Annotated in this window: 21 protein-coding genes and 1 other RNA gene; 12 read left to right on the top strand and 10 right to left on the bottom strand. The window is 57.3% G+C overall.

Annotated features, from left to right (window positions below):
• Nucleotides 1-5: 5 nt before the first annotated feature.
• The 6 genes from NOM06_RS06765 to NOM06_RS06740 all read right to left on the bottom strand — a co-directional run bounded on the left by NOM06_RS06765 (nucleotide 6) and on the right by NOM06_RS06740 (nucleotide 4416).
• Nucleotides 6-302: a DUF4312 family protein gene (locus tag NOM06_RS06765; RefSeq protein ID WP_058053456.1), complete on the bottom strand. Its 297-nt coding sequence runs from the start codon at nucleotides 300-302 to the stop codon at nucleotides 6-8.
• On the bottom strand, nucleotides 302-667 hold the full coding sequence (locus NOM06_RS06760) for an SFCGS family glycine-rich protein (RefSeq protein ID WP_058053455.1): 366 nt from the start codon (nucleotides 665-667) through the stop codon (nucleotides 302-304). Before NOM06_RS06760 ends, NOM06_RS06765 begins: the two co-directional genes overlap by 1 nt.
• 17 nt (nucleotides 668-684) lie before the next feature.
• Complete coding sequence (locus NOM06_RS06755; RefSeq protein ID WP_005355140.1) at nucleotides 685-1044, bottom strand: transcriptional regulator; 360 nt, start codon at nucleotides 1042-1044, stop codon at nucleotides 685-687.
• 314 nt (nucleotides 1045-1358) lie between these two features.
• Entirely contained in the window at nucleotides 1359-2483 is a 1125-nt protein-coding gene (gene degS / locus NOM06_RS06750) for an outer membrane-stress sensor serine endopeptidase DegS (protein ID WP_005336297.1), read from the bottom strand.
• Between the two features lie 109 nt (nucleotides 2484-2592).
• Complete coding sequence (locus NOM06_RS06745; RefSeq protein WP_005336295.1) at nucleotides 2593-3954, bottom strand: Do family serine endopeptidase; 1362 nt, start codon at nucleotides 3952-3954, stop codon at nucleotides 2593-2595.
• An 81-nt stretch (nucleotides 3955-4035) separates the two neighbouring features.
• Entirely contained in the window at nucleotides 4036-4416 is a 381-nt protein-coding gene (locus tag NOM06_RS06740) for a YhcB family protein (RefSeq protein WP_005356646.1), read from the bottom strand.
• Between the two features lie 140 nt (nucleotides 4417-4556).
• Between NOM06_RS06740 and zapE the strand changes: the two genes are divergently transcribed.
• The 8 genes from zapE to NOM06_RS06700 all read left to right on the top strand — a co-directional run bounded on the left by zapE (nucleotide 4557) and on the right by NOM06_RS06700 (nucleotide 10730).
• Nucleotides 4557-5651 carry a cell division protein ZapE gene (gene zapE / locus NOM06_RS06735; RefSeq protein WP_255910599.1) on the top strand — a complete coding sequence of 365 codons (1095 nt, stop codon included), beginning with the start codon at nucleotides 4557-4559 and terminating at the stop codon, nucleotides 5649-5651.
• A gap of 266 nt (nucleotides 5652-5917) precedes the next feature.
• The gene (rplM, locus tag NOM06_RS06730; RefSeq protein ID WP_005336289.1) at nucleotides 5918-6346 is read left to right on the top strand and encodes a 50S ribosomal protein L13; all 429 of its coding nucleotides are present in this window, start codon (nucleotides 5918-5920) and stop codon (nucleotides 6344-6346) included.
• 15 nt (nucleotides 6347-6361) lie between these two features.
• On the top strand, nucleotides 6362-6754 hold the full coding sequence (gene rpsI, locus NOM06_RS06725) for a 30S ribosomal protein S9 (RefSeq protein ID WP_005336286.1): 393 nt from the start codon (nucleotides 6362-6364) through the stop codon (nucleotides 6752-6754).
• Nucleotides 6755-7049: 295 nt separating this feature from the next.
• Nucleotides 7050-7640: a ubiquinol-cytochrome c reductase iron-sulfur subunit gene (petA, locus tag NOM06_RS06720; RefSeq protein ID WP_040068840.1), complete on the top strand. Its 591-nt coding sequence runs from the start codon at nucleotides 7050-7052 to the stop codon at nucleotides 7638-7640.
• Nucleotides 7641-7642: 2 nt separating this feature from the next.
• Nucleotides 7643-8860, top strand: a complete 1218-nt coding sequence (locus NOM06_RS06715; RefSeq protein ID WP_040068842.1) for a cytochrome bc complex cytochrome b subunit — start codon at nucleotides 7643-7645, stop codon at nucleotides 8858-8860.
• Nucleotides 8857-9591: a cytochrome c1 gene (locus tag NOM06_RS06710; protein WP_255910598.1), complete on the top strand. Its 735-nt coding sequence runs from the start codon at nucleotides 8857-8859 to the stop codon at nucleotides 9589-9591. Before NOM06_RS06715 ends, NOM06_RS06710 begins: the two co-directional genes overlap by 4 nt.
• An 87-nt stretch (nucleotides 9592-9678) precedes the next feature.
• Entirely contained in the window at nucleotides 9679-10308 is a 630-nt protein-coding gene (gene sspA / locus NOM06_RS06705) for a stringent starvation protein SspA (RefSeq protein ID WP_005336279.1), read from the top strand.
• On the top strand, nucleotides 10305-10730 hold the full coding sequence (locus NOM06_RS06700) for a ClpXP protease specificity-enhancing factor (RefSeq protein WP_005336278.1): 426 nt from the start codon (nucleotides 10305-10307) through the stop codon (nucleotides 10728-10730). Before sspA ends, NOM06_RS06700 begins: the two co-directional genes overlap by 4 nt.
• 43 nt (nucleotides 10731-10773) lie before the next feature.
• Here the strand turns inward: NOM06_RS06700 and dolP are convergent, their stop codons facing one another.
• The 4 genes from dolP to NOM06_RS06680 are packed head-to-tail and all read right to left on the bottom strand — an operon-like array spanning nucleotide 10774 to nucleotide 14057.
• Nucleotides 10774-11352 carry a division/outer membrane stress-associated lipid-binding lipoprotein gene (gene dolP, locus NOM06_RS06695; RefSeq protein ID WP_005336277.1) on the bottom strand — a complete coding sequence of 193 codons (579 nt, stop codon included), beginning with the start codon at nucleotides 11350-11352 and terminating at the stop codon, nucleotides 10774-10776.
• Nucleotides 11353-11356: 4 nt separating this feature from the next.
• On the bottom strand, nucleotides 11357-11947 hold the full coding sequence (locus NOM06_RS06690; RefSeq protein WP_005336275.1) for an SIS domain-containing protein: 591 nt from the start codon (nucleotides 11945-11947) through the stop codon (nucleotides 11357-11359).
• A gap of 9 nt (nucleotides 11948-11956) precedes the next feature.
• Nucleotides 11957-12349, bottom strand: a complete 393-nt coding sequence (locus NOM06_RS06685) for a YraN family protein (RefSeq protein ID WP_255910596.1) — start codon at nucleotides 12347-12349, stop codon at nucleotides 11957-11959.
• A complete protein-coding gene (locus NOM06_RS06680) occupies nucleotides 12270-14057 on the bottom strand; it encodes a penicillin-binding protein activator (protein ID WP_255910594.1) in 1788 nt (595 codons plus the stop codon). Before NOM06_RS06680 ends, NOM06_RS06685 begins: the two co-directional genes overlap by 80 nt.
• Before the next feature lie 199 nt (nucleotides 14058-14256).
• Here NOM06_RS06680 and rsmI point away from each other — a divergent pair, with 199 nt between their 5' ends.
• From rsmI to rsmH, 4 genes are all read left to right on the top strand, one after another.
• Entirely contained in the window at nucleotides 14257-15090 is an 834-nt protein-coding gene (gene rsmI / locus NOM06_RS06675; RefSeq protein WP_111899819.1) for a 16S rRNA (cytidine(1402)-2'-O)-methyltransferase, read from the top strand.
• Nucleotides 15091-15152: 62 nt separating this feature from the next.
• An RNA gene (gene rnpB, locus NOM06_RS06670) (RNase P RNA component class A) lies at nucleotides 15153-15539 on the top strand.
• Between the two features lie 443 nt (nucleotides 15540-15982).
• The gene (gene mraZ, locus NOM06_RS06665; protein ID WP_013723406.1) at nucleotides 15983-16441 is read left to right on the top strand and encodes a division/cell wall cluster transcriptional repressor MraZ; all 459 of its coding nucleotides are present in this window, start codon (nucleotides 15983-15985) and stop codon (nucleotides 16439-16441) included.
• Nucleotides 16442-17380 (top strand): 16S rRNA (cytosine(1402)-N(4))-methyltransferase RsmH, encoded by a 939-nt coding sequence (rsmH, locus tag NOM06_RS06660; protein ID WP_219264555.1) that lies wholly within the window; start codon nucleotides 16442-16444, stop codon nucleotides 17378-17380.
• Nucleotides 17381-17383 lie beyond the last annotated feature (3 nt).

Here is a 17383-nt window from a genome sequence, read left to right as displayed (position 1 = left end):
AGACATCACACCTGGGTGAACGTCACTTTGGCGACATCCAGACTGGTGACCTGAACCTTGATCTCCAGCTGGACGCGGTATTCGTGGCGCTGGCGCGGCAGGAAGAAGAACAGGAACTTCTCCACCCGGACCAACTCCTCGGCTTTGAGCACCTGTACATCGACCGGCTCAATACGCAGCAGTACCTGCTGGTTGTCCTTGAGCAGTGTGGGTTGCACCTGGCTGAGGGCGGAGGCAAACGCCTGCTGGCGTGTCGTCCCCTTGCCGTTGACGATGACCTGGGTGGTGAAGTTCTCTTTCATCAGGCGAGTCCGTGCTTCTTGGCGAAGGCTTCGACCAGCTTCTGGCCCAGCTCTTCCTTGTCCATGAAACCGAAGCCCAGCACTACACATCCTTCGTTGATGGCGGTGACGCCCTCTTCAACAGAGCGCATGCCGTAGCGGCACTTATAGCCGTATTTGGTCTGGGCTGTGATGGCACCGGCGCCGCCGCTGCCGCAGAAGGAGATGCCGAGATCCGCCTGCTCCTTGTTCATCACATCGCCGAGCTTCATGTCAGCGGCCATGCCTGGGATGATGGTCACGTTGGCCCCGGCGGCTTCCGCGCCTGCGCCCACTTTCTGACCCTTGCCGAGACGGTCTCCAATCACGAGTTTGATGGCTGTCATATCGATTTCTCCTTGAGTTACGGGTTCTGCACCGAGCTGAGTTCGTTTTCTTTGGCGACTTCAAAATGGACGGACAAGAGGTGTGCTTCTTCATAAGCAAGTTGATCCAGCCAGCTGACGACCTGTTCGGCGAGACGCAGTGAGAGGGGGGAGATCTCTTCAAACAGGCTGAGGTCAACTTCTGGCAGGGGCTCGCCGCTGTGGGAGCGCCACACCATGGCTTTGACATGGGAGGCCAGCATCTGCCGTTGCACCTCGTTGGGGATGATGCCCTGTTCGGCCAGCAGGGGATAAATGCGCGCGAGAATATGATCGGTCTGGCGCAGCAACTCCGGGCTGTTGGGGGTCAGGGTCTGGTCGTGAGTCTCTGTTTGCAATGTCTGCTCTCCAAGGCTGGCAGAAGGTATGGCGTTACCCTAAGCCTGCGCGTCGATGTGGAGGAGGCAGTGTTTTTCCGATTCGAAGCGGAAATTCCTGAGGAAATGGCCCCAAAGTGAGCGTTTGGATACTGAAAAGGCAAAAAGAGTGCTTATTGAAGCTGGTTTTGTGTGATCGGTAGCGCACTAATCGGGGGGCGGGGGCAGGGCAAACGTTGCGGGAAACTGTGAGTCATCTCACGATAAGAGACGTAGCCGAGGGGACAGATATGGAAAAGGGCGGTTTCCCGCCCTTCTCATAACAAGGAGTGACACTAGCTGGCCGATGCGGCGCTCGAGCTGGCCGTTCTCTGCTGATAGCGCAGGTCTTCCTCTATGGTGACCACCACTTCCAGCGGCTTGCCGGAGCGGAATACCGAGATGGTCAGCTTGGTGCCGGGGCGGCTCTCGACAATCTTGTCCATGGCGCTGCGTACGCCACTGATGGCCTCTCCGTTGATCTTGAGCAGCACATCCCCTCGCTGCAGGCCGCCTTTGGCTGCCGGTCCGTTGGGATCCAGACTTTCCACCACCAGACCACGAAGGTCGCCGAGGTTCATCATCCGCGCGACTATGGGGTTGATCTCGACACTGGAGATCCCGAGGTAGCCGCGGATCACCCGTCCGTTGGCGATCAGCTCATCCATGATCCGTTTTGCCAGCCGGTAGGGGATGGCGAAGCTGATGCCGTAGCTCTCCTGATTGCCGTTGAGGTGATAGGTGGCGGTGTTGATACCCACCAGATCGCCACGGCCGTTGACCAGCGCGCCACCCGAGTTGCCCTCGTTGATGGCGGCATCGGTCTGCAGCAGATCCTGGCGGCCATTGCTGTCGGGCCCCATGCTGGAGAGGCCGGTACGGCCGGTCGCACTGATGATGCCCTGGGTGATGGTCTGGCCGACGTTGTAGGGGTTGCCGATGGCGAGCACCACATCCCCCACTTCTGGCAGTCGCTCGGGATCCTGCGGGATCACCGGCAGGTTGTCTGACTCGATATAGAGCACGGCGAGGTCGGTGAGCTGATCGGTTCCGACCAGCTCGGCACTGAAGACCCGACCATCCTGCAACGCGACGATGATCTGGTCGGCATCGGCGATGACGTGGTAGTTGGTCAGTACATAGCCGCGCTGATTCATGATGACGCCAGAACCCAGCCCTTGCGGGCGCAGTTCCCCCTGATTGCCCTGATTGGGGGCAAAGCTGCGGGTGTAGATGTTGACGACGGCAGGGCCTGCCCGATGGGCGGCATAGGAGAAACTCAGTTCACGGGCATTCGTGATGATGCCGGGCAGTTGGGCACCACCGCGAAAATGGGGAAACAGCAGCAACAGCAGCGCCGCGACGGTCAATCCAAAACCGACAGACTTGCCCAAGTAACTGACTAAAGGGGGGATTTTCATGTCATTCTCATCCGTACAGGCTGCGCGCAGAGAATAACACTATCGATGGATAAAAATCACCCGCGGTGAAGGCCGCGGGTGATGGAGGGGTTGGCGAACAACTTGAGCGTTAGCGGATCACCAGATAGAGCGAGGAGTCGCCGCGCTGGATGTTGAGTGCCAGCACGTCAGGCTTGTTCTTGAGCGCCTTGGTCAGCTCGCCCAAGGTGTTGATGCGCAGGCGGTTGACCCCGATGATGATGTCGCCCTTCTGCAGGCCGGAAGCGGCTGCCGGAGAGCGAGGATCAATGTCGGCCACCGCAACACCGGAGACCGGGTCGGTAGTGGTGCTCAGCTTGGCCCCTTCCAGTGCCGGATGCAGCGCACTGGCGCGTACTTCGCTGTCATCGGCCTGTTTCAGGGTCACCTTGGCTGTTTGTGACTTGCCATCGCGGATCAGCCCCAGTTCGACCTGCTTGCCAGCGCCCATGGTGGCGATCTTGGCGCGTAGCTCGCCGAAGGAGCGAACCGGTTTGCCATCGATGCTGACGATGATATCGCCGGCCTTGATGCCCGCCTTGTCGGCCGCCGAATCAGGCATGACCTGATTGACGAAGGCACCATCCTTCTTGTTGTAACCGAAGGTTTTGGCGATGTCGGAGGTGAGCTCGGTGCCGGTAATACCCAGCTGGCCGCGACGCACTTCACCGTACTTGACGATCTGCTCGGTCAGATCCCGCACCATGTTGGAGGGGATGGCAAAGCCGATGCCAATGTTGCCGCCGTTCGGGCCCAGAATCGCGGTGTTGATACCGATCAGCTCGCCACGCAGGTTGAGCAGGGCACCGCCGGAGTTACCGGAGTTGATGGCCGCATCGGTCTGGATGAAGTTCTCCAGATTCTCGATGTTGAGGCCGCTGCGACCCAGCGCGCTGACGATACCTGACGTGACGGTCTGACCCAGACCAAACGGGTTGCCGATGGCCAGCGCATAGTCACCCACCCGCAGCTCGTCGGAGTCGGCAAACTTGATCTGCACCAGATCCTCGGCCTTGATTTGCAGCAGAGCGATGTCGGACTGCTTGTCTTCACCGATCTTCTTGGCCGCGTACTCACGACCATCCTTCAGATTGACCTTGATCTCGTCCGCCTCGTGCACCACGTGGGCGTTGGTGATCACGTAACCCTTCTTGGCATCGACGATGACACCGGAGCCGAGCGCCTGGAACGGCTGCTCGCTCACCTGTTCATCGGGCATGTTGGGGCCGAAGAAGAACTTGAACTGTTCCGGCAGACGCTGACGGGTAATTTTTTTGCCAGAAACCGAGATATTGACCACCGCCGGGGTGACCTGTTCGAGAACAGGCGCCAGGCTTGGCATCTCCTGATTTGAACCTAACAGGGAAGGCAGTGCAGCCTGAGCAGGGGCCGCAGACATGGCGATACCGACACTGAGGGCTAGCACACTGAGCATGGAAAGAGGTTTACGCATATGAAAAACAGCTCCCAGAAAAAGTTGCATTGCAATCGTCAAGGTCAGACCACGGGACTGGCCAATTAGTTCCGCGAGGAACTAGTTTGGTTGCTTGAGCAGTCCGGAAGAGGCGCCAGCATAGTCGCGAGGCGGAACGCCCGGCTCTTCTGCCACATTGGCAGGGGCTTCTTCTACCAATGACTCGCGGAACAGCGGTTCCTGCGCCTTGGCCAGGAATTTGCTCTGCTCGGCCATGTGGCGATAGAGGGTCTGATACTGCTCGGCCAGTTGCTCCATCAGGGCGGCGCTGTCGGCGAAGTGGGTGTTGATCTGGCCCTGATAACTCTCGAGCTCCTTGTGGGCCTTCTTCAGTTCCTGTTCGAGACGGCCAGCATCGCGGCTACGCACCGAAAAACGGCCGAGAACGATACCGATAATCAAGGCCGCGACAGCCAGCAGGATCCCAGTTAACAGACTCATAGATGCTCCTTGTTACAGCTAAAACAGAGTGGGTTTATGCGGTCGTCACAACCGCCATGCCTTGATGGCACTATACCGTGCGTCCTGAGGCCGTGATACCATTTTGTCCTCGATTCAGGGACTTGGAGAGGCGCTCAAGGATGACACCGCAGCAAAAATACCAGCAGGATCTGCTGCGCCCCGGCTTTGTGGCCGACCCCGCGCAGGGGATGGCCATTAGCAGGCTGGAGCGACTGTATCAGGATTTGCTACGGCGCCCGACTCCGACCAGATCTCGAGGGCTGCTGGGTTGGCTGCAAAAGCCCAAGTCGCCGGAGCCCGTCCTCGGTATCTATATGTGGGGCGGAGTGGGCCGCGGCAAGACCTGGCTGATGGATACTTTTTTCGACAGCCTGCCGGGGACGCGCAAGATGCGCAGCCATTTCCACCGCTTCATGCACCGCATTCACGATGAACTGCAGGGGCTGAGCGGGCAGTCCGATCCCCTCAAGCTGGTGGCCAGCAAGCTTGCCAGTGAAACAGATATCATCTGTTTCGATGAATTTTTCGTCTCCGACATCACCGACGCCATGCTGCTGGGCACGCTGTTCCAGGAGCTGTTTGGTCACGGTGTTGTGCTGGTCGCCACTTCAAATATTCCGCCGCAGGATCTTTATCGCAACGGGCTGCAGCGAGCCCGTTTTCTGCCAGCTATCGAGCTGATCGAGCGTCATTGCGAGGTACTTAACGTGGATGGCGGTATCGACTATCGCCTGCGTACGCTGGAACAAGCGGAGATTTATCACTGCCCGCTGGACTTGCAGGCAAAAGCCAATCTTGACCACTATTTTCAGCAATTAAGCGGCGGACACACGGCTTGCGAGGGGACGTTCGAGGTCAATCATCGTCAGCTGGCGTCGCTCGGGATGGGGGAAGGGGTGCTCTACATGGAATTTGAGCAACTTTGCTGTACTCCCCGCTCCCAGAACGACTATATCGAGCTGGCCAGGCTGTTCCATACCGTTCTGCTGGCCAATGTTCAGCCAATGGGCACAGGCACGGATGACGCGGCTCGCCGCTTCATTGCCATGGTCGATGAGTTCTACGAACGGCACGTCAAACTCATCATGTCGGCGGCGGTTCCCATGACAGAACTCTACGGCGAAGGGCTGCTGAATTTTGAATTCAAACGCTGTCTTTCGCGGCTTCAGGAAATGCAATCGCACGAATACCTTGCCAGAGTGCACCTTCCTTAGTCACAATACCGCGCCTGCCAGTCGGATGGGCATCTGCGGCAGGTAGGGCCGGGCGACATTTGCTGGTTTCATGGCAGTGAAATTAGCAGGTGATATTTAAGGCAACTTCACTTATAATCGCCCGGCCCACGTTACAGCTGTCGATAAGACAGCAACACTTTAAGCTTTACTTGTATTCGAAGGGGTACAGGTAGGCCATCGTTTGTTGTTTGTGGGAGAGCCCCCATAAGCAATTGGGTCTGTAACAGGTAATTGGGTTTAACTTAATGAAAACTTTCGTTGCCAAGCCAGAAACCGTAAAACGTGACTGGTACATTGTGGACGCAGAAGGTAAAACTCTGGGTCGTATCGCAACCGAGATCGCTGCTCGTCTGCGTGGTAAGCACAAAGCTGAGTACACTCCGCACGTTGACACCGGTGATTACATCATCGTTGTAAACGCTGAGAAGGTACACGTAACCGGTAAGAAATTTACCGACAAAATGTACCACGCTCACTCCGGTTTCCCGGGTGGTATCAAGTCAATCAGCTTCGACAAGCTGATTCAGCGTAAACCGGAAATGGTAATCGAAGCAGCCGTCAAAGGCATGCTGCCGAAAGGTCCTCTGGGCCGTGCCATGTTCCGTAAACTGAAAGTTTACGCAGGCGCCGAGCATGCTCATGCTGCTCAGCAACCTCAAGTACTGGATATCTAATCGGGAACTGGCAACATGGCAGAAAATCAATACTACGGTACCGGCCGTCGCAAAAGCTCCACTGCTCGCGTATTTATCAAAGCGGGTAGCGGCAAGATCGTAATCAACCAGCGCTCCCTGGAGCAGTACTTCGGCCGTCCGACTGCCCGCATGGTAGTTCGTCAGCCGCTGGAACTGGTTGAGATGACCGAGAAACTGGACCTGTACATCACCGTTAACGGTGGTGGCATCTCCGGTCAAGCTGGTGCGATCCGCCACGGTATCACTCGTGCTCTGATGCAGTACGACGAAACCCTGCGTTCCGAACTGCGTAAAGCTGGCTTTGTTACTCGTGATGCCCGTAAGGTTGAGCGTAAGAAAGTTGGTCTGCACAAAGCTCGTAAGCGTCCGCAGTACTCCAAGCGTTAATTCGCTTTTGGTACTCACTCTTTCGAGTGTCAAAAAAGCCTGGCAACTGCCAGGCTTTTTTTATTGGTAATATTACCGACATCAATGCTAACCACGCGTCACAAAAGACAAAAAATTGTTTCTTTATTGTTTTCATTGCTCACCGCTCTTTCTTGTCAAGTTGTTATCTTTTCTTTAAAATTTCCCCTGTTTTCTGTGGCAATTGTAAATCCAGCTTCCGCCGCTGTTGTCACGGGAAAAATGGGGAACAGGGACACTATAAGAATGTGCGGAGTCCACATGGGAGAGTTTTTGGATGAGCAATGCGCCAGTTGATACCGGTCGCCGCAGATTTCTTACCTGGTCAACGGTTGCCGTTGGTGGGGTAGGAGCTGCGTTTACCGCAGTGCCGTTTATAAAGTCATGGAATCCGAGCGCCAAGGCCAAAGCAGCCGGTGCGCCGGTTGAAGTCGATATCAGCAAGTTGGAACCGGGTCAGCTCATCCGTGTCGAGTGGCGAGGCAAGCCTGTCTGGGTGGTGAAACGCACCAAACAGACGCTGGATGCCTTGGCCGCACATGATGACAAGCTGCGGGATCCCTCATCTGAAGAGCCGCAGCAGCCTGACTATGCCCATAACGGGTACAGATCGATCAAGCCAGAAATTTTTGTCGCGGTCGGTATTTGCACCCACTTGGGGTGTTCACCTTCCTATCTGCCTGACAGCTTTGGCGAGCAGGTGCAGGGCGTTACGTCCGGCTTCTTCTGCCCGTGCCATGGCTCCAAGTTCGACATGGCCGGCCGTGTGTTCCAGGGGGTGCCTGCACCGCTGAACCTGGTCATTCCGCCCTATCAATTCATTAATGACACCACCATCCTGGTCGGTGCCGATGGCAAGGAGGCCTGACCATGTTGAGTAAACTGATGGGCTGGATCGATTATCGATTCCCGCTCACGGCCATGTACAACGACCACATGGCCAAGTATCCGGCACCGAAGAACCTGAACTTCTGGTACTTCTTCGGCTCGCTGGCCATGCTGGTGCTGGTCAACCAGATCATCACCGGTATCTGGCTGACCATGAACTACAACCCCTCCGCGGAAGGTGCGTTTGCCTCCGTGGAGTACATCATGCGCGATGTGGAGTACGGCTGGCTGCTGCGTTACATGCACTCAACCGGCGCGTCTGCATTCTTCATCGTGGTCTACATGCACATGTTCCGCGGCATGATCTATGGCTCTTATCAGAAGCCTCGTGAACTGCTGTGGATCTTCGGCATGCTGATCTTCCTGGTGCTGATGGCGGAAGCCTTTATGGGCTACTTGCTGCCCTGGGGCCAGATGTCATTCTGGGGTGCCCAGGTCATCATCTCGCTGTTTGGCGCCATTCCGGTCATCGGTGACGATCTGACTCTGTGGATCCGCGGTGACTATGTCATCTCCGGTGCGACCCTGAACCGCTTCTTCGCGCTGCATGTCATCGCGTTACCGCTGGTGTTGGTGATGCTGGTTGCCATGCACATTCTGGCGTTGCACGAAGTGGGCTCCAACAACCCGGATGGTATCGACATCAAGAAGCACAAGGACGAAAACGGCTGGCCGCTGGATGCGGTGGCGTTCCACCCTTACTTCACTGTCAAGGATATGATCGGTGTCGCTGGCTTCCTGTTCTTCTTCTGCGCCATCATTTTCTTCAAGCCGGATATGTGGGGTTACTTCCTCGAGAAGCCGAACTTTGAAGTGGCCAACGGCCTGAAGACTCCTGCTCACATCGCGCCTGTGTGGTACTTCACCCCCTTCTACGCGATTCTGCGTGCGGTACCTGACAAGCTGCTTGGCGTCATCATGATGGGCCTCTCTATTGTGGTGTTGTTCCTGCTGCCTTGGCTGGATCGCTGCAAGGTGCGTTCTGTTCGCTATCGCAGCAAGTTGCACAAGCTTAACATCGCCCAGTTTGTGGTCTGCTTTATCATCCTGGGGGTGCTGGGTGTACTGCCGTCGACGCCGACCCTGACGCTGGTTGCCCAGATTTGTACCTTGGGTTATTTCGGTTTCTTCGTGCTGTTGTTCTTCTACAGCAAAAACGAACGCACCAAGCCGCTGCCGGAGAGGGTGACATTTAAATGAAAAGAATAATATTTGCAGTGCTGACCCTGCTGCCATCTCTGGTATTTGCAAGTGGCGGAGCTGTTCATCTGGACAAAGCCAATTACGATCTGAGCGACAAGGCATCCCTGCAACGTGGAGCTGCCACCTTCATGAACTATTGTGCAGGCTGCCACTCTACCCAGTATCAACGCTACAACCGGGTTGCTGCCGATCTGGAGATCCCCGAGGAGCTGATGAAGGAGAACCTCATCTTCACCGGCGCCAAAGTGGGTGATCTGATGAAGAGCGCCATGTCCGAGAAGGATGCCGCCAAGTGGTTTGGTGCTCCCCCTCCGGATCTGACTCTGGTTGCCCGGGTACGTGGTGCGGACTGGATTTACACCTATCTGCGTTCTTTTTACGTGGATCCGACTCGTCCGTTTGGGGTGAATAATGTGGTGTTCCCGTCTGTGGGCATGCCTCATGTGTTGGAACCGTTGCAGGGAACCCCCCGTGCCGAGTTCGTCACTCACACGGTCGATGGAGTCGAGACCCAGCAGGTTGTCAGCATCAAATCTGACGGTAATGGTGAAATGGATGACGAAGAGTATGATCAGACGGTACTGGATCTGGTAAACTTCTTGGTCTACTCGGCTGAACCGGTACAACAGGAGCGTGAACGCATGGGCTTCTGGGTGCTTGGTTTCATCGTGATCTTCTTCATCTTCACTGTGCTGTTGAAGAAGGAATTCTGGCGCGACGTTCACTAAGCGACCAGATACGGGTAATATAATGCACGGCAATGAAGACCAAGATGCTTCATTGCCGTTTCTGCTTTTTAATGACGGGAGGGTTCAATGGCTGTAGCTGCCAATAAGCGTTCGGTAATGACGCTGTTTTCCGGTGCCAACGATATGTTCAGCCATCAGGTGCGTATTGTCCTGGCGGAGAAGGGTGTTAGCGTGGATATCTGCCAGGTTGATCCAGCCAATCTGCCGGATGAGCTGGCCGAGCTGAACCCGTACAACTCTGTACCGACCCTGGTTGATCGTGAGCTGGCACTCTACACCTCGCGCATCATCATGGAGTATCTGGACGAGCGCTTCCCGCATCCGCCCCTGATGCCTGTTTACCCGGTTGCCCGTGGTAACAGCCGTCTGATGATGCACCGCATCGAGCTGGACTGGTACTCCCTGGCCGACAAGATCATGGCCGGTACCGATGCTGAAGCGGCACGCAACGAACTGCGTGACAACCTGCTGGCCATCGCGCCGATCTTCGGTGAAATGCCCTATTTCATGAGCGAAGAGTTCGGTCTGGTGGATTGCTACATGGCACCGCTGCTGTGGCGTCTGCCGAGCCTTGGCATCGACCTGACCGGTCGTGGCGCCAAAGAGCTGAAGGCCTACATGGTTCGTCTGTTCGAGCGTGAGTCCTTCCAGGCTTCCCTGACCGAAGCCGAACGCGAGATCCGTGCTGGCGTATGAGCATGGAACCGACAATGACACCGAGCCGCCCGTACTTGTTACGGGCGTTCTTTGACTGGTTGCTGGACAACGATCTGACCCCTCATCTGGTGGTCAACGTCAACATTCCCCATGTGATGGTGCCGATGCAGTTTGCTCAGGACGGGCAAATTGTACTGAATATCGCGCCCCGAGCCGTGATGCAATTTCATATGGATAATGAAGCCATCAGCTTCAGTGCCCGCTTTGGCGGGGTCTCCCAGCAGGTTTACATCCCGATGGCGGCCGTACTGGCTATTCATGCCCGGGAGAACGGCGTGGGCACCATGTTCCCGCCCGAGCCGGGTTACGATATCTGGCTGGAGCAGGCTGAAGCGCCGGTGGAGCCTGAGCCGGAACCGCCGCGTCCAAGCGGTCGTCCGACCCTGAAGGTGATCAAATAAAAAACGCAGCCGATTGGCTGCGTTTTTTTATGTGCGGTCGAGCTTAGTTCTGGGCGAACTCGAAGGCCTTGATCACGCGCTTCACGCCGGTGACATGGCGGGCGATGTTGACTGCCTGCTCTCCCTCTTGGCGAGTCACCAGACCAATCAGGAACACCTCGCCGTTCTCGGTGACCACCTTGACCTTGGTGCTGTCGAAGTTCTTGGTACCGAACATATCGGCTTTCACCTTGGAGGTGATCCAGGAGTCATTGCTGCGGGTGGTGAAACTGGCAGGTTGGCCGATGCGCAATTCGTTGTAGACGTGGCGAACCCCTTCGATGCGACTGACAATTTTGCCCGCCTCAATCTTGTAAACGTCAGAAGGTGTCTGGCCGACCAGCAGGACGCGGCCATTGTTGCTGTAGACGCTGATCTTGCTGGCTGCGCTGAGCGGTTTGTTGTCGGCCAGCAGATTGGCCGCTTTCAGCTCTATGGTCTGGTCATCCCACTGCGCGCCCAGGGTTCGGCGATCGCCAGAGGCCTTGGCAGTCCCTGCGGCGCCGCCAACAACCAGGGCTGCGCAGCCTTGCAGCAGCAGGGTGCTAACCAGCAGACCGAGCAGGATAGTGTGCTTTTTCATGGTTTCAATCTTCCTGTTGCGGGAAAAGTGTCTGGTCGATGAGATCACACAGGCAGTGCAGGGTCAACAGGTTCACTTCCAGAATGCGAGGGCGACGGGCGGAGGGAACACGGATCTCCACATCGTTCGGGCCGAGCAGGCCTGCCATTTCGCCACCGTCACCCCCGCTCAGCACCACTATGGTCATGTCGCGGGAGAGGGCGGCTTCGGCGGCCTTGATCAGGCTGCGGCTGTGGCCGGAGGTGGTGATGACCACCAGAATGTCGCCAGGCTGGCCCAGCGCGCGGATCTGCTTGGCGTAGACCTCTTCAAAACCGTGATCGGTGGCGATGGCGCTGATGGTCGCCATGTCCGGGGTCAGGGCCATGCCGGGCAGGGAGGGGCGCTGGGTCTCGTAGCAGTTGACCAGCTCGGAGATGAACAGTTGCGCCAGTGCGGCAGAAGGACCGTTACCGCATGCCAGCACCTTGTGGCCATTGAGCAGGCAGATGGTGATCATCTGGGCTGCAGTATGGATGGCATCCGGCAGCGCCTCGGCGGCGGCTATCTTGGTCTGGATGCTTTCGGTGTAGTTCTCTTTGATGCGGTCAGTCATAGGGTCCTCTTAAAATGCGTTCTGGATCCAGGCTGGCTGGTCGTCCTCGAACGCAATCACATCGAATCGGCAGGCCTGATTGGCCTCGTTGATGGCATGTTGCTTCAAATAGTGGCGCGCTGCCAGCATGATCTTGTGCTGTTTGCTGCGGGTGACCGAGCTGGCGGCCCCGCCATGGCTGCCGGTGGCCCGGTAGCGCACCTCAACAAACACCAGGGTCTGGCCCTGGTGCATGATGAGATCTATTTCACCGCCACGACAGCGGTAGTTGCGAGCTACCGGTTGCAGGCCCCGGGCCTGCAACCAGCGTTCAGCGACTTGTTCAAAGTGCTGTCCCTTGCTCGTTGGTGAGGGAAACAGGCTCGGCAACTGCTGGCGTATCCGTTTCCATAGTTCCTTCATTGGAGGGCTCCTCCAGTTGCTGAACGGCGTTCTCATCGACCAGTTTGCCGTTCTGGTAAGTACCCCAGCTCAGCATCCGCACGATATTGCCCTGGGCATCCACGCTCAGCTGACCGCTCATGCCAGCCTGCTGCATGCCGCCTACCTTGCGCATCTGCTGTAGGTTCTCTGCCAGACTGACGGCATCGTAGCCCATGGCAAACAGACGCAGCAGGTCGCCTTGGGTCTGCGGCCAGAGCAGGGCGATCTGCTCGCGCTGTTTCTCGTAGCCGCCCAGCAGCAGCGGCATATCGGCGATATGCATGCCGTTGAGCTCGGAGGCGACCTCGGTGGCGGCGCTGTCGTAACCACGGGAGCTGGTGTAGATGGGCAGGCTGCCCATCGGATTGACCGAGACATCCACGTAGGGCTTGATCATCCGGGTTTCCAGGCTGTTGGCCACCACGTAAACGGCATCGATGCTGCGTGGTGCGGCATCAGAGAGTTGCACCACTTCACCAGCTCGGGCGGTAGAGCGGCCGCTCAGGGCATTCTTGACCATCCCCTGCACTTCGTTGCGGGTACCGAAGGTGGCAACGACCGGCTTATCCTGGCTCAGGGTAGCCCAGCTCTGCTCGAACGCCTTGATACTGCTGTAACCGATCCGCCCCTGGGCGGCGATCAGCAGCGGTTTACGGTAGCCCTGGGTGTAAAGGTACTGGGCTGCCTGCGCGGCATCTGCGGCGGCAGAGAGGGAGAAGTAGTAGGTGGTGTCGTTGACGACCGGCTTGTCCAGCTCGTTGAGCGCCAGTACCGGCACGGTCGGATTGGCCTTGAGCAGCTCCTCGACCCTGTCTTTCAGCAGCGGGCCGATGATCATGTCTGCCCCTTCCTGAATCGCCTGCTTATAAAGGTCGCCGGTCGACTTGCTCTGGGTGTCGTAGAAGTTCAGGGTGAATTGCCCCTGATTTTCCTTATAAGACATCAGCATACCATTACGGATGGCGGCGCCCTGCGGCTCCAGATTGCCGGAGAGGGGCAGCAGCACAGCGATCTGTTGCACCGAGGTGCTGGCAGTGGCCGCCAGATCGCCCAATCCTGCTGGCATATCCTTCTGGGCTGGATGGTTGGGGAAGTCGCGCTTCCAGCCTGCCAGTTGGCGGGCCAGCAGGTTCGGCTGGGCGCCAAACTCGTTGACCAGTGCCGCCAGTCGTAGCCAGCCGGTGGTCACATCAGGGGCCGGAGCCTCTTCCAGCGCTTGCAGGGTGGAGGGGGTCATGCTTTTGAGCAACGACCAGATCTGCTGATGGTTGGTCGCCTGCTCGCTCTGATTGAGGTAGGGCTCCAGTGCAATCAACGACTTGGCAGCGCCAAACTTGTTGTTGATGTCGAGCTGCAGCACCACGCGCTGGCGATACCAATCCTTCTGGGTATCGGCATCCAGCACCACCTCAGGTTTGCCTTCCAGCAGGATCAGCGCCTGATTGGCGTGGCCTTGCGCCAGCAACAGATGGGCTTGCAGCAGTTGCAACTGCGCCTTCTGAGCGGGATCCTTGGCCTGCTTCTGCAATTGCTGGAACAGTGCCGAGGCCGGTTTGGCCTGGCCCAGCGCCAGATAGCTGCGTGCCGCCAGCATCTGCCAGGTAAAGGCCTCGGCCGGCTTGGCGGGGTCCACCTGCTCAAGATACCACTGGGCATTCTTGGTCAGATTGGAGAACGCAGAGGGCATGCCTGATGGCCCTGACGGTTGATTGGGCTCCGACGCACAGGCGGCGAGCAGTACTGCCGCGAGTATGATGCCGAAGAGTCGTGATACACTTAGCTGCTTTGTAACCCGGTTCAAGTTCATTCCCCGACCAGTGTTGAAGTTCCCCATAGTGTAAACGGGCCAATATGGCGACACAATTGTCGGGGCACTCGGAGATCCCATGAGTGACATCCCAACCCTGTATATAGTCCCCACTCCGATCGGCAATCTGGCGGACATCACCCAGCGTGCATTGGACATTTTACGCAGTGTCGATCTGGTGGCAGCCGAAGATACCCGTCATACCGGTATCCTGCTCAGCCACTACCAAATCTCGGTGCCGACCTTCGCCCTGCACGATCACAACGAGCAGCAGAAGGCCGATGTGCTGATCGGCCGGATCAAAGAGGGCAAGAGTGTCGCACTGGTCTCCGATGCTGGCACCCCGCTCATCAGCGACCCCGGTTATCACTTGGTCACCCGCTGTCGTGAAGCCGGGGTCAAGGTGGTGCCGCTGCCCGGCCCCTGTGCCGCCATCACCGCCCTGAGCGCGGCCGGTCTGCCCACCGATCGCTTTGCCTTTGAAGGCTTCCTGCCCGCCAAGAGCAAGGGTCGGGATGATCGTCTGCAAGCCGTTATCGAAGACACCCGCTCACTGGTGTTTTACGAATCCCCGCGGCGTGTGCAGGATACAGTGGAAGCGATTGCTCGCATTCTTGGTGAGCGTCAGGTGGTGGTGTGCCGTGAGCTGACCAAGACCTTTGAGTCGATCCACGGTCTGCCAGCCTCTGAAATGCTGACCTGGCTTGGCGAGGATGACAACCGCTGCCGCGGCGAAATCGTGTTGGTGGTTGCCGGTGCCAGTAAAGAGGAAGAGGAGCTGCCGGCCGAGGCGATCCGTACTCTGGGTCTGCTGGTTGCCGAGCTGCCGCTCAAAAAAGCAGCCGCACTGACCGCCGAGATCCACGGCGTGAAGAAGAATGCCCTCTACAAGTACGGTCTCGAGCACTATTAATTGCCGTAAACGGGAATTGCCGGTTTACCCCGCCCGCATCACGAGGCTATAATCCGCGCCTCGGAGTTGGCTGGGCAATCGCTGCTTCGTCGTTGTGTCCCTCGGGACAGACGGGCGGAGGGGAGGAAAGTCCGGGCTTCATAGGGCAGGGTGCCAGGTAACGCCTGGGGGGCGCGAGCCTACGACCAGTGCAACAGAGAGCAGACCGCCGATGGCCCGCAAGGGATCAGGTAAGGGTGAAAGGGTGCGGTAAGAGCGCACCGCGCGACTGGTAACAGTTCGTGGCACGGTAAACTCCACCCGAAGCAAGACCAAATAGGCCCCTATTGGCGCGGCCCGCGTTGGGGGCGGGTAGGTTGCTTGAGCCAGCGAGCGATTGCTGGCCTAGAGGAATGATTGCTACCCGGGGCAACCCGGTACAGAACCCGGCTTACAGGCCGACTCCGACCTCATTCCGAAGAGCCCCGCGATTTATCGCGGGGCTCTTTTTTTATGCATGAGAAAATATGGCTTCGTTGGCAGGATATTTTCGACCTTGTCATTTTGAATGAAATTATATGTTTTAAATCAATTGAATAGTTTTGTATTTGGCACGATGGCAGCGATAGATGGTGATAGAACCGAGGATGGTTGTTCGCACCCACATATTGTGTATGTTCTCAGTTCATTCACTTATTTCAATTAATCACCAGAGTTTAACGCCACATAACTTGTGGAAAATCAACCTACTCAATCCGCAGCATGCAATTGCTGCGTCAATATGTTCCCTCTGCCCCATCTCCTTGCTTGAAAAGCCCCCTGCACGTCCTTAAACTTCAAGGTGGGGAAAAGTGGATCAAAGTGGTTTTTAGAGGGGCAATCTGCCTGCTCACTCACCTTCAGGGACTGCAATTTGTTGCGTGGCGCTCATGCCATCAGCCTGGACAGTAAAGGGCGGCTGGCAATTCCGACCAAATTTCGTGATTGGCTGCGCGATGAAAGCGACGGCCAGCTGGTCTGCACCATCGATATTGCCCATCCCTGTCTGCTGCTTTATCCCCTGAATGAATGGGAAGAGGTCGAGCGCAAGCTCAAGACTCTCTCCAGCATGAATCCGCAAGAGCGCCGTTTGCAGCGCCTGCTGCTGGGACATGCAACCGAATGCGAGCTGGATGGCAATGGCCGTCTGCTGCTCAGTCAGCCACTGCGCAACCATGCGGGGCTGGACAAGAAAATCATGCTGGTGGGCCAGCTCAACAAGTTTGAGTTGTGGGATGAAGCCCGCTGGCAACAACAGGTCAATGACGACATCTTGGGTCTGCCCGGGGACGATTGGGCAAGCTCACCACGACTACAGGATTTCTCTTTATAAATGACCCAAGCCGCTGAACACATCACAGTGCTGCTGCACGAAGCCGTTGAAGGTCTGGCCATCAAGCCGGACGGTGTCTACGTCGATGGTACTTTTGGCCGTGGTGGTCATTCTCGTCTGATCCTGCAGCACCTTGGCCCCAATGGCCGCCTGATCGCCATCGACCGCGATCCCCAGGCTATCGCCGAAGCGGCCAAGATCCAGGATCCCCGTTTCGAAATCGTGCACGGCCCCTTCTCCGGCATCGCCTCCTATCTGGATGAGCGCGGTTTGCTGGGCAAGGTGGATGGCTTCCTGCTGGATCTGGGGGTCTCTTCACCCCAGCTGGATGATGCCGAGCGCGGTTTCAGCTTTATGAAAGATGGTCCGCTCGATATGCGGATGGACCCCACCTCCGGCCAGAGCGCCGCCGAGTGGCTGGCCAAGGCCGATGTAGATGACATCGCCTGGGTGCTGAAGACCTTCGGTGAGGAACGTTTTGCCAAGAAGATCGCCCGTGCCATTGTGCACGACCGGGTGACCGAGCCTTATGTGCGCACTCGCCAACTGGCGGAGATGATTGCCCGGGTCAATCCGAGCAAGGAGAAGGGCAAGCATGCGGCAACCCGCAGTTTCCAGGCCATTCGCATCTATATCAACAGCGAGCTGGACGAGATCGAAACCGCGCTCAACGGTGCATTGGAAGTGTTGGCACCACATGGCCGTCTGTCGGTTATCAGCTTCCATTCGCTGGAAGACCGCTTGGTGAAGCATTTCATCCGCAAGTACGAGAAGGGGCCGGAAGTGCCTTACGGCATTCCGTTGACCGAGGCCCAGCTGGCTGGCGGTCGCAAATTGAAGTCGGTCGGCAAGGCGCTCAAGCCTTCTGATCATGAAGTATCTGAAAACAGCCGGTCACGCAGCTCGGTGCTGCGGGTTGCCGAACGGCTGGCGGAGTAAGCG

The sequence above is a fragment of the Aeromonas sp. JL9 genome, from assembly GCF_024436075.1.
GTDB classification, from domain to species: domain Bacteria; phylum Pseudomonadota; class Gammaproteobacteria; order Enterobacterales; family Aeromonadaceae; genus Aeromonas; species Aeromonas veronii.
Note: the sequence above shows the minus strand (reverse complement) of the source record. Positions and strands in the feature narration are given on the sequence as shown.

Coding starts and splice junctions, on each gene's coding strand:
- rsmH (WP_219264555.1), top strand. CDS start 16,442: ATGACCCAAGCCGCTGAACACATCACAGTGCTGCTGCACGAAGCCGTT.
- dolP (WP_005336277.1), bottom strand. CDS start 11,352: ATGAAAAAGCACACTATCCTGCTCGGTCTGCTGGTTAGCACCCTGCTG.
- zapE (WP_255910599.1), top strand. CDS start 4,557: ATGACACCGCAGCAAAAATACCAGCAGGATCTGCTGCGCCCCGGCTTT.
- rsmI (WP_111899819.1), top strand. CDS start 14,257: ATGAGTGACATCCCAACCCTGTATATAGTCCCCACTCCGATCGGCAAT.
- NOM06_RS06745 (WP_005336295.1), bottom strand. CDS start 3,954: ATGCGTAAACCTCTTTCCATGCTCAGTGTGCTAGCCCTCAGTGTCGGT.
- NOM06_RS06685 (WP_255910596.1), bottom strand. CDS start 12,349: ATGAAGGAACTATGGAAACGGATACGCCAGCAGTTGCCGAGCCTGTTT.
- NOM06_RS06765 (WP_058053456.1), bottom strand. CDS start 302: ATGAAAGAGAACTTCACCACCCAGGTCATCGTCAACGGCAAGGGGACG.
- petA (WP_040068840.1), top strand. CDS start 7,050: ATGAGCAATGCGCCAGTTGATACCGGTCGCCGCAGATTTCTTACCTGG.
- NOM06_RS06680 (WP_255910594.1), bottom strand. CDS start 14,057: ATGCCCTCTGCGTTCTCCAATCTGACCAAGAATGCCCAGTGGTATCTT.
- rpsI (WP_005336286.1), top strand. CDS start 6,362: ATGGCAGAAAATCAATACTACGGTACCGGCCGTCGCAAAAGCTCCACT.
- rplM (WP_005336289.1), top strand. CDS start 5,918: ATGAAAACTTTCGTTGCCAAGCCAGAAACCGTAAAACGTGACTGGTAC.
- NOM06_RS06690 (WP_005336275.1), bottom strand. CDS start 11,947: ATGACTGACCGCATCAAAGAGAACTACACCGAAAGCATCCAGACCAAG.
- sspA (WP_005336279.1), top strand. CDS start 9,679: ATGGCTGTAGCTGCCAATAAGCGTTCGGTAATGACGCTGTTTTCCGGT.
- degS (WP_005336297.1), bottom strand. CDS start 2,483: ATGAAAATCCCCCCTTTAGTCAGTTACTTGGGCAAGTCTGTCGGTTTT.
- NOM06_RS06710 (WP_255910598.1), top strand. CDS start 8,857: ATGAAAAGAATAATATTTGCAGTGCTGACCCTGCTGCCATCTCTGGTA.
- NOM06_RS06740 (WP_005356646.1), bottom strand. CDS start 4,416: ATGAGTCTGTTAACTGGGATCCTGCTGGCTGTCGCGGCCTTGATTATC.
- NOM06_RS06760 (WP_058053455.1), bottom strand. CDS start 667: ATGACAGCCATCAAACTCGTGATTGGAGACCGTCTCGGCAAGGGTCAG.
- NOM06_RS06700 (WP_005336278.1), top strand. CDS start 10,305: ATGAGCATGGAACCGACAATGACACCGAGCCGCCCGTACTTGTTACGG.
- NOM06_RS06715 (WP_040068842.1), top strand. CDS start 7,643: ATGTTGAGTAAACTGATGGGCTGGATCGATTATCGATTCCCGCTCACG.